Genomic DNA, 12,636 nt, shown 5'->3' on the forward strand with positions numbered 1-12,636 from the left:
ATGGGCCGCGTATCGCAGGCGCAAGCGGAAGAGAACCGCCGACGGGTCGTGGAAACCGCCTCCCGGCTGTTCAGGGAGCAGGGCACCCACGTCAGCGTCGCCGACCTCATGAAGGCGTCCGGCCTGACCCACGGCGGCTTCTACAAGCAGTTCGCCTCCAAGGAGGCGCTCATCGACGAAGCCACCGCCCACGCGTTCGATGAACTGACCCGCCTCCGCAAGGACGGACTCGAACAGCACGCCGGACAGCGCGACACCGCCCAGCAGGCGCTGATCGACACGTACCTGTCCATCGAACATCGCGACAGCGCGGCAGACGGTTGCCCCGCCGCCGCCCTCGCCACCGACATCGCGCGGGAACCCGGACATCGCGAGGCCCGCCGCGTCTACATCGAAGGAGTGGGCGACTTCGCCGAATGGCTCGCCACCGAGGACCAGGACGGCATCACCCGGCTGTGCACCATGCTCGGCGCTCTCGTCCTGGCCCGAGCCACCAAGGGATCCCCACTCTCCGAGGAGATCCTCACCACCGCGCGCGCGGCACTGACAGCGACCGGCTGACCCGGGACACGACGCTCGGTACCACGCCGCCGGGATTGGCCGGCCCCTCAGGAGCAGTTGCGCACGCGCGCTGCCGTACGCCCCGCGACCGGGCTTGGCGACGGCCGCCAGGCGCAGAAATCCGGGACCGCGGCGAACACTGCCGCGCCCACGGCTCATGGATCCTGCCTCCGGGCCGCTTGGTGGCCAGGGCCGAGGCCTCGCAGGCCAGAGTCCCCGCGGCCTACGGCGCCTCGGCCAGCCAGGCACGGTCGACGGAAACCGCAGGCGTTCTCAGAGATGATGGGCGAGGGGCGAGAGCCACACGAGGCCCCCTACCCGCCCATCGTCAGGCTCCCCTCTCCGGCCTCTTCGGCACCCCCTTGTCACGGGCAAAGCGGTCCCTGCAGACCAACGTCGCAGGACCCACCGCTACTGGTGCGACGGACGGCCCCTTGGCCCCGTACGGCAACCCCAATGCCGTCAGCGCAGCGGTGCCGGCCAGAGCCAGCAGGTTCCCGCGGATGTCGGCGGAAGAGCGCAGTGGCCTTGGGCAGGGCACTGTGGCCGAGCGGCCTACATCGAACACCTGATCCGGCGCGCAGAGCAGGTGCACGCCGCCCTCTGGTCCCAGCACGTCTCCCGGGACGGCCGGGACTGTGATCCGCCCGACCTGACGCGCCATTGAGTATGTTGACATAGGTATCTGCTCATACTTATATTGCCTGTATGCCCTCCCCCAGCGCGTCCGAACAGGACATCCGGCAGATCGCGTCAGCGATGTCGGCCGTCCTGCCCGCGCTGAACCGGGCACTGGACCGGCGTCTCGCCCAGGACTTTCCGCACCCCAAGCCGCCCGAGAGCCGGCTGGCGCTCCTGCGGCTCGTCGGCGAGCGTGACGGTGTCACGGTGCGCGAGGCCGCCGAGGTCCTGCTCATGAAGGCGAACAACGTGAGCGCCCTGGTCACGCAGCTGGCGGGCCAGGGGCTGCTGGAGCGCAGGCAGGACCCCGCGGACAAGCGGGTCGCGCATCTGCACCTGACGACCGAGGCCCGGCAGCGGCTCGAAGAGGTCGGAAGCCTCCTCGACGGGTACCTCGTCGAGGCTCTGCACACCCTCACCGACGGGGATCTCGACGCCATCGGGTCCGCTCTCGGCGCGCTCCGGGGCTTGGCGCGGCACATTCACCCCGCCGCCCACTGACGGGGCTCGCGTACCCGCGCCCGTCGACCTCCATCTTTACGAGGAAGCAAGGCACCTCCATGCCCTCCACTGCCGTGGACAGCTCTCCCCTGCCCGCACACATCCGGCCCGCCGCTCCGGCGGGCCGCCGCGCCAATCCCTGGCTGACGCTCGTCGCCGTCGCCTTCGGCCTGTTCATGGTCGGTCTGGACGGCTCCGTCGTCGCGATCGCCAACCCGGAGATCGGCCGGGACCTGAACGCGTCCACCGCCGACCTGCAGTGGGTCACCAACTCCTACCTGCTGGCCCTGGCCGCGGCGCTGATCCTCGGCGGGAAGCTCGGTGACCGCTTCGGCCGGCGCACCTTCTACCTGGTCGGAGTCGTCGGCTTCACGCTCGCGTCGGTCGCCATCGGGCTGGCCGGGTCGATCGAGGGCGTCATTGCCTTCCGCGCCGTTCAGGGGTTCTTCGGTGCGCTGCTGATGCCCAACACGCTCGGGCTGCTGCGCGCGGTGTTCCCGCCGAAGAAGTTCGGCATGGCCGTGGGCATCTGGGCGATGGTGTCGTCGGTGTCCACCGCGCTCGGCCCCATAGTCGGCGGTCTGCTCGTCGAGCACGTCAACTGGGAGTCCGTCTTCTACATCAACGCTCCGATCGGCGTCATCGCGCTCGTCTTCAGCGCCCTGGTGCTGCCGCAGAGCAAAAACGCCTCCGCCTCCGGCGACCAGCGGTTCGACGTCCCCGGTGTGATCCTGCTCGCGCTCGGACTGCTCGTCGTCGTATTCGGCGTGGTCAAGGGCGAGACGTGGGGCTGGAGTTCCGGCTCGACGCTGGGCGCACTCGCCGCCGGCCTCGCGATCCTCCTGGTGTTCGGCTGGTACGAAACGCGTGTGGAGAACCCGTTGCTGCCCATGCGGCTGTTCCGCAGCCGCGCGCTGACCATCGGCACGATCATCACGGCGATCAACTTCTTCGTCCTGCTCGGCGTGATCTTCTTCGTGATGCTGTACCTCCAGAATGTGCGCGGCTTCACCCCCGTCGAAGCGGGCGTGCGCACCCTGCCGCTGAGCCTGGCATCCGTGGTCGCCTCGCCGCTGGGCGCGAAGCTCACGGAGAGGTTCGGCGCCGGACTGTCCATGCCGCTGGGCATGGTGCTGCAAGGCGGCGCCGCCTTCGGCGTACTCGCATGGGGTGTGGATTCGCCGTACGTCGCGATGTGGCCGCCCTTCATCGCCCTGGGCCTCGGCGTGGGCATGGTGATGGCCGCCTCCTCCGACGCCATCGTGGGCAACTCTCCGGTCAAGGACGCCGGTGTCGCGGGCGGGCTCCAGGCCACCGCGCTCCAGATCGGCGGCGCGCTCGGAACCTCTGTACTCGTCTCCCTGATCAGCAGCCGGGTCAACTCGACCCTGACTGGCGAACTCACCTCCGCCGGGGTACCGGCGCCCGCGGCCGAGGGCTTGCACCGGGCCAAGGACGCGGTGGCCATGGGCATTTCACCGGTCTCCGCTGACATGCCCGCGCAGCTGAAGGCCGCGGTGATCGAGGGCAGCGGCCAGGCATTCGTCAATGGAGTGCACACCGCCGCGCTCGTCACCGGCGCCCTGTGCGCCATCGGCGCCGTCCTCGCCGCAGCGGGCGTACGACGCAACCCCGAGGGCGCCCGTCACTAAGGGGCGACGGGGCCGGTCGGCCCGGCTCGGATCGCGAGCCGCGGGAACGGCGGCTCGCGCCCGGCCGGGCCTATCCCATGCGCCCCTTTGCCGAGCAGCACCATCGCTTCAACATCGCCCTTTGTTGCCTGTCCACAACGAAGCGCACCGACCCCCGCGGCAGACCGACGGCGGAATGTCAGCCACTATGCCCTGCTCACCTCTAGCGGTCTCAGCGCACTCTCCCCCTGGGCTTCAAGCGGGTTGAGGGCAGTTCCGGAGCGGGAATCGGGGCGCCGTCGTAGCCCTTGACCTCGCCGTAGCGGGTGCCGTTCGTCCAGTCCTCGCGGAACTGGACGATCTCCTCGTTGGAGCGTCCGATCCAGTTCCAGAACATGACGATCTCCTCCTCGAACGGCTCGCCGCCCAGCAGCATCAGTCCCGCGTCCGAGGCTGCCCGCAGGGGGAGTTCCGTGCGGCCGCAGCCCAGGTAGAGCATCGCGCCCGGCAGGACCGGTACGCCGTCGACGATGGCCTCGCCCGACATCGACAGGACCGCGTACTCGAAGTCCGGGTCGAGCGGGAGCCGGGTCTCGGTGCCGGCCGCCAGGGCGAGGTCGGCGCCGACGATCGGGCTGTAGGTGCTGCCGGGCGAGGTGGCCCCGTCCAGGGTGCCGAGGATCACGGTCGCGGTCAGGCCGGGCGCGGTGACCTGCGGGAGTTCGGCGTGGTGCTGGAAGTGCGGGGCGACGTCGCGGTGGGCGTCGGGGAGGGCCACCCACAGTTGCGCGCCGTGCAGGAGGCGGGCGTGCGGGCGCGGGCTCTCCTCGGAGTGGCTGATGCCCCTGCCGGAGGTCATCAGGCCGAGCTCGCGCGGGCGGATGGTCTCCAGGCTGCCGACGCTGTCGCGGTGCAGTACCTCGCCCTCGTGGAGCCAGCTCACGGTCTGGAGCCCCGAGTGCGGGTGGGGCGCCACCTGCATGCCGGGCTCGTCCGCGATGTCGTCCGGGCCGTAGTGGTCGACGAAGCACCAGGCGCCCACCATGCGGCGGCCCAGATTGGGCAGCAGGCGGCGGACCTCGGTGGACTCCCCGAGCTTGACGGTGCGCGGGCTGAGGAGCTCGCGCACGGGCTCGGCCACGACGAAACCGCGGCCGCCGCAGGCGGAGAGAGCGGGCTGGCGATCGAGATTGCTCATGGGGCACAACTTAGCCCCGCGCCGCGTCCGGCGTTCCATGGAATGTTCGGTGGGTCCCCCGTGTTGGGGAGACCGGACAGAGCATCGGAACGGCGGAAGGAACGCGATGAACACGCCGGTGGAGTACCTGGAGCACGGGACGCCGGCCGAGCGCTGGGCGCGCGCCGGTCTCTTCTTCGAGGCGAAGGAGTACGCCACCGCCGCCCGCGTCCTGGGCTCGCTGACCGCCGAGGCCCCCGAGCAGCTGGCTGCCCGGCTGCTGCTGGCCCGCGCCTACTACCACTCCGCACAGCTGTCCCGCGCCGAGCTGGAGCTGCGCGCCATCCTGGAACGCTGGCCGGTGGAGGACTACGCGCGGCTGCTCCTCGGGCGGACGCTGGAGCGCCAGGGCAGGGCCGCCGAGGCGGGCCCCCACCTGCGGATCGCCGCCGCGATGGCGGGCGAGTTTCCCGAGTAGCGCGCCGCCCGGCCCCGCCCATGCGGGGCCGGGCGGTCGTCTCGGATAGCCTGGGTCGAATATGAACCGTCTGACCACGCCTTTCGGCTCCTACGAACTCACCCGCTTCCCCCAGGACCCGCGCGATCGCCTCCGCGCCTGGGATGCCGCCGATGAGTACCTGCTGCGGCACCTCGAATCCGGTACCGGGGAACGCGGCCCGGTGGATCTCACCGGCGATCGGCAGATCACCGTGATCGGGGACCGTTGGGGCACGCTGACGACGGCCCTGGCCGCGTTCCATCCGACGCAGATCACCGACTCCTCGCTGACCCGCTCGGCCACCATGGCGAACCTGGATCGTGCCGGGATCGGGACCGCGAAGGACACGGTGCGGCTGCTGACCACGCAGGACGCGCCGCCGGAGCGGATCGACGTGCTCCTCGTCCGGGTCCCGAAGAGCCTGGCGCTGCTGGAGGACCAGCTGCACCGGCTGGCTCCGCACGTGCACGCGGGCACGGTCGTGGTGGGCACGGGCATGGTCAAGGAGATCCACACCTCCACGCTGCGGCTCTTCGAGCGGATCCTCGGGCCGACGAAGACCTCGCTCGCGGAGAAGAAGGCCCGACTGATCTTCTGTACGCCGGGCACCCCCGGGGCCACGCACGCCGTGACCCCCGGCCCGTGGCCGCTGACGTACGTCGTGGACGAGGACGGGGGCTCGGGCGCCGGGCTGACCGTGGTCAACCACGCCGGCATCTTCTGCGCCGACCGGCTCGACGTCGGCACCCGTTTCTTCCTCCAGAACATCCCGACCAACACGGACGGGGCCCGCGTCGTGGACCTCGGCTGCGGCAACGGGGTCGTCGGCACGGCGGTCGCGGTCGCGGACCCGCGGGCCGAGATCGTGTTCACGGACGAGTCGTACCAGGCGGTGGCCTCCGCGAAGGCCACGTTCCGCGCCAACGTGACGCACGAGCGGGAGCGGGCCGACTTCCTCGTCGGTGACGGGGTCGCGATGCTGGACCCGGGTTCGGTGGACCTGATCCTGTGCAATCCGCCGTTCCACTCCCACCAGGCGACGACGGACGCCACGGCGCTGCGCATGTTCGCGCAGTCGCGCAAGGCGCTGCGGCCGGGTGGCGAGCTGTGGGTCGTCGCCAATCGCCACATGGGCTACCACACGCACCTGAAGCGACTGTTCGGCAACAGCGAGGTCACCGCGAGCGAGCCGAAGTTCGTCGTGTTGCGGGCGGTCAAGCGGATGGAGCGCGACCAACGCCCGTAAGGCCCATGTGACCTGCCAGTACGTCCTACACTCTGCCGCGTGGACAGCCAGGGGGAACAGGACGGACGCGCCGGCGGGCGCTATCGCCGGGAGGACGTGGCCCGGGCGGCGGGCGTCAAGGTGCGCAACCTGCGCTACTACCAGGAGCGCGGGTTGCTGCCGCCGCCGCGCCGTGAGGGCCGGGTCGCCTGGTACTCCGACGACCACCTGACCCGGCTGCGTCTGATCAACGACCTGCTGGGGCGCGGCTACACCGTGAACGGCATCTCCGAGCTGCTCGACGCGTGGGAGCGCGGTGGCGGGCTGTCCCAACTCCTGGGCCTGGAGCGGGCGATGACTCGTGACTGGGTCCAAGAGGTTCCCGTCACGATGACGTTGGCGGAGCTGCGCGCGCTGTTCGGGCCGACCGCGACCGCCGAAGACACCCGGCGTGCCGCTGAGTTGGGGTACGTACGGATCGACGGGGACCGGGTCACGCACCTGAGCGGGCGGTTGCTGGAGGCGACGCTGACGCTGGTGCGGCAGGGGGTGCCGCTGGCGGAGATCCTGGACGCGGCCGACTTCGTACAGACACAGGCGGCCGCGCTCGCGGACCGGTTCGTCGGACTGTTCCGCCGGCATGTGATCGGCCCGGACGGGCTGGAGCGCCTTTCGGCCGGCCAACTGGATCACGTGTCCGAGGCGGTGTCCGCGTTGCGCCCGGTGGCGGGTGAGGTCGTGGCCTCGGAATTCGCCCGGGCCATGGAGCGGAGGGTGGCCGCGGAGGTCGCCGAACTCCTGCGCGCGGAGCAGTGACCGGCCAGTAGGAGTCGGCCGAAACGGTACGCTCCGGCAACCTTGCCAACCTCCATTGGCACTCTTACATTCAACTCGTCGGTAACAAAGGTGCACAGCCGAGATAAGGGACGATCTCATGGCAGTCTCACCGAACTTGCCCGAACCGCCCGGCACCGAGGGCGACGACGGCGGCGGCGCCGGCAGAGGCGACGGCCGCGTCCGCTGGCGCAAGTTCGCACTTCTGACCGTGCCCGCCATCGCCGTGACCGCGGGACTCGGAATAGCCCTGGCACAGGGGGCGCTCGCCGCCTCCTTCGCGGTGTCCGGGCAGCAGTTCAAGGTGTCGGCGGCGAGTCTGGAGGGCGAGGGATTCGCCCAGTACGGCAGCGTCGACGTGAACGCGCGCAACGAGCTCATCCCGGTGGCGGTCACCGCCATCAAGGAGGCCAAGCTGCACAGCCTCTGCCAGTCGGTGGTCACCACCCTCCCGATGATCGGGGACATCTCGCTCAACCTCACCGCGGGCAAGAAGAACCCCGTCGAGGCGAGCAACCTCTTCGTCGACGCGACACAGCTCTCCGGCGACGCGGTGTTCAGCAACATCGAGATCGGGCGCGACGCGTCCACCCTCGACAAGGGTCCGGCGGAGGCGATCGGCATGCAGGACCTGTTCGCCCAGCAGGCGGACACGGTCAACATCACCGATCTGCACCAGACGGCGTGGGCCACCAACGCCGGGACCTTCAAGCTCTCCGGGCTGAGCATGAACATCAGCAAGGGGAAGAAGGAATGCTTCTGAGCCGCTGGCGGCGGTGGCGACGCAGCAGGCCCTTCTGGGGCGGCCTCTTCGCCATCCTCACCGGGGTGTGGATCAGCGTCCTGCCACTGGCTCCGTTGAAGATCATGCTCCAGCAGGGAGTGGCGGGCATCCCGTCCGTCCTGATGGGGATCATCTTGATCGTGCTCGGGCTCACCGCCTGGTACTCGCCCCAACAGCGCACCCTGGCAGGGATTCTCACCACCCTGATCGCGACCGCCACGCTGGTCCTGTCGAACCTCGGCGGGTTCCTGATCGGCACCCTGCTGGGCATCGTCGGCGGCGGGATGATCTTCGCCTGGCAGCCGAACACCACACCACGTGCCGGGGGCTCCGCCGCCCCCGGTGCGGAGCCGAAGGCCGGCCCGGAACCGGAGCCGGAGGCAGGCACGGAAGCGGACCCCGATCCCCACGGGGCCCGCAGTCACTCCCCCACCCCGCACCACGATCCCCAAGGAGCACAGCCATGAGCCGCAAGCGCACCGCTCTCGCCCTCGGGATGGCCGCGGCCGCCGCGCTGACGGTGGCCTCCGCCACCGCCACCGCCGCGCCCTTACCGCTGGCGGGTTCGACCACCGTCACCCCGGCCGGGCACGCCTTCAAGGCCACCCTCAGCGGGAAGGCCACGCTCAAGGCCGGTTCGGTCACCGTGACCTGCACGGTCTCGGTCTCCACCGGCACCGTCCCGGCCGCGCCGGGCAACAACAACCCGTCGGGTGCGGTCACTTCGCCGATCACCCCGCCGACGTACTCCTCCTGTTCCTCCAGCATGCCGGGCGTGACGCCGACGGTCACCACCAGCGGCGCCTGGACGGTGTCGATGCAGAACGGCTCGCCGATCACCGCCACCTTGAAGGTGCCGGTCGGCGGGCTCGTCGTGACGACGTCCGGCCTGGCCAACTGCACGGTCACGGCTGCTCCGAGCGCTCCGGCGAACGTCGGCGGCACCTGGACCAACGGCGCCCCGCCCAGCCTGACCTTCACCAACGCCTCGGTGCCGGTCACGGTCACCGGCGGGTTCGGTTGCCCGACGAGCGCGACGTCGTCGACCTTCAACGCGGTCTACAAGGTCACCGACACGACCAACCCCGCGCAGCAGATCACCGTCGGCCCCTGAACCACCCGCGCGTGCACCATCCGCGCGTGCACCATCCGCGTGTCACCAGCCGCATGAGTACCACCTGTATGAGAACCACCCGCAGGTGAACCACCCGTGCGAGCGGGCCCGCCGGCACCGGAGCCATTCCGGCGTCGGCGGGCCTTCGACGCGTCCGGGCCCGCCCACCCGAAGCGGGGCGTCGGCGGCCGGCCCCGGCGGAAATCCCGTTGCCCGGGGGCTCCTTGCCGGGTGATGCTGCCCGGCATGTCACACACCACCGCACCGCTGCCCCGCACCGAACAACCCCCGCGCACCCCCCGGGGCGTCTCGGACCTCTTCTCCGACGGCCGCCTCATCGCGATCCCCCGCAAGGTCGCCCGCCGCGAACAACTGCTGGCCCACCTCACGGAGACCCTGTTCACCCCGGACCGGGACTACACCGAGCCCGAGGTGAACGACGCGCTGCGCACCGTGCACGAGGACTGCTCCGCCCTGCGGAGGTACCTGATCACCTCGGGTCGCCTCACGCGCACCCGCGACGGCAGCAGCTACCGGCGGGTGACGACCACCCGGTAGTGGGTGGTCACCCGGCCGTCGTCACCGATCACGTGGAAGGCGACGACCGGCGGCTCGTCGAGGTGGACGTACTCGTTCTCCCCGCTGCGGGCCTCCCAGGGAAGCCGGGTCGTGGACACCACGCCCGGCGCCACCAGCAGCGGCCGGCCCGCGAAGGTGGTCGCGGCCCCCGTGTGGGCGTGCCCGCACAGGAAGGCCGTGAGGTGCGGGTGTCGCTCGGCGAGGTCCGCCAACCGTTCCTCGCCGAACTGCCGGATCCCGTCGACGTAGGGGATGTGCAGGGACACGGGCGGGTGGTGGAAGGCCACCAGCACGGGGACTTCGCGCGGGGTCCCGTCCAGTACGCCGTCCAGCCAGGCCACCGTGGAGTCCTCCAGGAAGCCCTGATGCTCGCCGGGCACCGACGAATCGCAGACCGCGAGCACGAAGCCCTCGCCGCGCAGGACCTGGTCGACGGGCGCCGCGGTCGGCTCCGCCTCGCCGAGGAGGTCCCGCCGGAAGGCCACGCGTTCGTCGTGGTTGCCGGGGCAGACCACCAGGGGATGGCGGGAGACGAGTGCCTTGCGGGCCTCCGCGTACTCGGCGGGGCTGCCGTGGTCGGCGATGTCGCCGCTCACCAGGACCGCGTCCAGGTCGTACGGAAGCTCTTCCAGGTACCTCATAACGGCGCGGGTGCGATCTGCGGCGCGCGCGTCGCCGTCGAGGTGGACGTCGCTGAGGTGGGCGATGACTGTCACGGACGGTCGCTCCTTCACTCGGGTGCCACCATTCAACAGGCCCGTCCCCGCGGCGGATCAGCCAGGTTCGACCGTCCCCGGCGGATCCCGACGAGCACCCACCCGGCGGCCACCAGAGCGGCGGCGGTTCCCGTGAGTGCCGAAGACCACCCCGTCGCCGGACGGCGGGGCGACGATCCGAGGGGCGGCGCGGTGGCTCGACGCGCCGATGGGGCCGGGCATCCGGCGAGTTGAAGTGGTCGGCGCGGGTCACGACGGCGCACTCGACGGTGTCGCCGCGTGACCGAAACGCGTGAGGGCCCCGCCACCGGACACGGTGGCGGGGCCCTCGAAGGCCGCAGGTCAGCCCCGGTAGGTCTCCAGCAGGCGGAGCCAGATCTCGCTGATGGTCGGGAACGCAGGGACCGCGTGCCACAGGCGGTCGATCGGGACCTCGCCCGCGACCGCGATGGTGGCCGCGTGCAACAGTTCGGCCGCGCCGGGTCCCACGAACGTGGCGCCGACCAGGACCTCCCGGTCGAGGTCCACGACCATCCGGGCCCGGCCCCGGTATCCGTCGCCGTACAGGCCGGCGCCGGAGACCTTGCCGAGGTCGTAGTCCACGGCGCGGACCCGCAGGCCGGCGCGTTCCGCCTCGGCCAGGGTCGGCCCGACCGACGCCGCCTCGGGCTCGGTGAACACCGCCTGCGGCAGGGCCCGCGTGTCGGCGGTGGCCGTGTGCGCACCCCACGGCTCGGTGTCGAGCGGCCCGTTCCCCGCCGCTCGGGCGGCGATCGCCGCGCCCGCGATCCGGGCCTGGTACTTGCCCTGGTGCGTCAGCAGCGCACGGTGGTTGACGTCGCCGACGGCGTACAGCCAGTCGTGGCCCGGTACCCGGCAGCCGTCGTCCACCGCGATCCAGTCGCCGGGGGTCAGGCCGACGGTGTCGAGGCCGATGTCCTCGGTGCGCGGCGCGCGACCGGTCGCGATCAACAGCTCGTCGCCCTCCAGGGTCTCGCCGCCCTCCAACACCACCGTGACCGGTCCGGTGGGACCGTCACGGACGACCGCCTCGACGGCCACGCCCGTACGGACCACCGCGCCCGCCTCCTCCAGCGCCTGCGCGACCAGCTCCCCGGCGAACGGTTCCATCCTCGGCAGCAGCCGCGAGCCGCGCACCAGCACGGTCACCCGGGAACCCAGCGCCTGCCAGGCGGTGGCCATCTCGGCGGCGACGACGCCGCCGCCGACGATCAGCAACCGGCTCGGCACCTGGCGGGCGGAGGTCGCCTCGCGGCTCGTCCAGGGCCGGGCGCCGGCGATGCCGGGCAGGTCGGGGATCACGGCCCGGGTGCCGGTCGCCACGACCACCGCGTGCCGGGCGGCGAGCACGTGGTGCTCGCCCTCGGGGCTGGTGACGGCGACCTTGCGGATCCCGTAGAGCCGCCCGTGGCCCCGGTAGACGTCCGCCCCGATGGAGTCCAGCCAGTCGACCTGGCCGTCGTCCTTCCAGTTCCCGGTCCAATAGTCGCGGTGCGCGAACACCGCCTCCGCGTCCAGGGGCCCCTGGACGGCCCCCGCCAGGCCCGGTACGCGGCGCGCGTCCGCCCGGGCCAGCGCCGGACGCAGCAGCGCCTTGCTCGGCACGCAGGCCCAGTACGAGCATTCGCCGCCCACCAGCTCGCTCTCCACCACGGCCGTGCTCAACCCGGCGGCGCGGGTCCGGTCGGCGATGTTCTCTCCGACCGGGCCCGCGCCCAGCACCACCACGTCGTACTCCACCGCTTCAGTCATACGGACCAGTGTCACGGCAGGCCGGGGGCGGTGGTGACAATCTCAGGCCTCCGGCGTGCCGGAGTCCCCCGCGGCCTTGGCCTGCTCCGCCGCGATCTTCGCCCTGATCTCGTCCATGTCGAGGGCGCGGGCCTGCGCGATGAGGTCGGTCAGCGCCGCCTCAGGCAGCGCGCCGGGCTGGGAGAAGATCGCCACCTGGTCGCGGACGATCATCAGCGTCGGGATCGAGGTGATCTCGAAGGCTCCGGCCAGCTCTTGCTGCGCCTCGGTGTCCACCTTGGCGAAGACGAGGTCCGGGTTCGCCTCGGAGGCCTTCTCGTAGACCGGCGCGAACTGGAGGCAGGGTCGGCACCAGCCCGCCCAGAAGTCGATCAGCACGAACGGGTTCTCGCTGACCGTCTGGTCGAAGTTGTCCTTGGTCAGCTCCACGGTTGCCACGGTGTTCAAACCTCCTGATTGGTGCGTGTGCTGCTTGAACGAATGGCCCGTCCCATGAATTCCATCCCGCCCCCGCACCCCGCTGAGCTGCGAGAACGTTCCTCCCCGCACCGGGGCGATCGG

Annotated in this window: 14 protein-coding genes; 10 read left to right on the forward strand and 4 right to left on the reverse strand. The window is 71.2% G+C overall.

All coding sequences use genetic code 11. The features are described 5' to 3' along the window. From OG906_RS06530 to OG906_RS06540, 3 genes are all read left to right on the forward strand, one after another. Positions 1 to 561, forward strand: a complete 561-nt coding sequence (locus tag OG906_RS06530; RefSeq protein ID WP_329440872.1) for a TetR/AcrR family transcriptional regulator — start codon at positions 1 to 3, stop codon at positions 559 to 561. 708 nt (positions 562 to 1,269) lie between these two features. Continuing rightward, the gene (locus OG906_RS06535) at positions 1,270 to 1,743 is read left to right on the forward strand and encodes a MarR family winged helix-turn-helix transcriptional regulator (RefSeq protein WP_329440873.1); all 474 of its coding nucleotides are present in this window, start codon (positions 1,270 to 1,272) and stop codon (positions 1,741 to 1,743) included. 59 nt (positions 1,744 to 1,802) lie between these two features. Further along, a complete protein-coding gene (locus OG906_RS06540) occupies positions 1,803 to 3,395 on the forward strand; it encodes an MFS transporter (protein ID WP_329440874.1) in 1,593 nt (530 codons plus the stop codon). A gap of 211 nt (positions 3,396 to 3,606) precedes the next feature. On the opposite strand, the gene OG906_RS06545 is transcribed toward OG906_RS06540, so the two are convergent. After that, complete coding sequence (locus OG906_RS06545) at positions 3,607 to 4,572, reverse strand: pirin family protein (RefSeq protein WP_329440875.1); 966 nt, start codon at positions 4,570 to 4,572, stop codon at positions 3,607 to 3,609. A 106-nt stretch (positions 4,573 to 4,678) separates the two neighbouring features. Here OG906_RS06545 and OG906_RS06550 point away from each other — a divergent pair, with 106 nt between their 5' ends. From OG906_RS06550 to OG906_RS06580, 7 genes are all read left to right on the forward strand, one after another. Beyond that, entirely contained in the window at positions 4,679 to 5,029 is a 351-nt protein-coding gene (locus tag OG906_RS06550; RefSeq protein WP_267798565.1) for a tetratricopeptide repeat protein, read from the forward strand. A gap of 61 nt (positions 5,030 to 5,090) precedes the next feature. Next, positions 5,091 to 6,296: a methyltransferase gene (locus OG906_RS06555; protein WP_329440876.1), complete on the forward strand. Its 1,206-nt coding sequence runs from the start codon at positions 5,091 to 5,093 to the stop codon at positions 6,294 to 6,296. Positions 6,297 to 6,335: 39 nt separating this feature from the next. Then, complete coding sequence (locus OG906_RS06560) at positions 6,336 to 7,091, forward strand: MerR family transcriptional regulator (protein WP_329440877.1); 756 nt, start codon at positions 6,336 to 6,338, stop codon at positions 7,089 to 7,091. 223 nt (positions 7,092 to 7,314) lie between these two features. Further along, positions 7,315 to 7,872, forward strand: a complete 558-nt coding sequence (locus OG906_RS06565; protein ID WP_267798575.1) for a DUF6230 family protein — start codon at positions 7,315 to 7,317, stop codon at positions 7,870 to 7,872. Next, complete coding sequence (locus OG906_RS06570) at positions 7,863 to 8,360, forward strand: DUF6114 domain-containing protein (RefSeq protein WP_267798562.1); 498 nt, start codon at positions 7,863 to 7,865, stop codon at positions 8,358 to 8,360. The genes OG906_RS06565 and OG906_RS06570 overlap by 10 nt, the downstream gene beginning before the upstream one ends. Next, positions 8,357 to 9,007, forward strand: a complete 651-nt coding sequence (locus tag OG906_RS06575; RefSeq protein ID WP_329440879.1) for a hypothetical protein — start codon at positions 8,357 to 8,359, stop codon at positions 9,005 to 9,007. Before OG906_RS06570 ends, OG906_RS06575 begins: the two co-directional genes overlap by 4 nt. Positions 9,008 to 9,253: 246 nt before the next feature. Further along, complete coding sequence (locus OG906_RS06580; RefSeq protein ID WP_329440881.1) at positions 9,254 to 9,565, forward strand: DUF2087 domain-containing protein; 312 nt, start codon at positions 9,254 to 9,256, stop codon at positions 9,563 to 9,565. Here OG906_RS06580 and OG906_RS06585 read toward each other — a convergent pair. From OG906_RS06585 to OG906_RS06595, 3 genes are all read right to left on the reverse strand, one after another. Then, positions 9,538 to 10,302: a metallophosphoesterase gene (locus OG906_RS06585; protein ID WP_329440882.1), complete on the reverse strand. Its 765-nt coding sequence runs from the start codon at positions 10,300 to 10,302 to the stop codon at positions 9,538 to 9,540. The two genes, OG906_RS06580 and OG906_RS06585, sit on opposite strands and share 28 nt — an antisense overlap. 342 nt (positions 10,303 to 10,644) lie before the next feature. Further along, a complete protein-coding gene (locus tag OG906_RS06590) occupies positions 10,645 to 12,075 on the reverse strand; it encodes a dihydrolipoyl dehydrogenase family protein (RefSeq protein ID WP_329440884.1) in 1,431 nt (476 codons plus the stop codon). Positions 12,076 to 12,117: 42 nt separating this feature from the next. Then, positions 12,118 to 12,513, reverse strand: coding sequence for a thioredoxin family protein (locus OG906_RS06595; RefSeq protein ID WP_329447946.1), 396 nt, complete (start codon positions 12,511 to 12,513; stop codon positions 12,118 to 12,120). Between the last annotated feature and the right edge of the window lie 123 nt (positions 12,514 to 12,636).

The sequence above is a fragment of the Streptomyces sp. NBC_01426 genome (assembly GCF_036231985.1).
GTDB lineage: Bacteria > Actinomycetota > Actinomycetes > Streptomycetales > Streptomycetaceae > Streptomyces.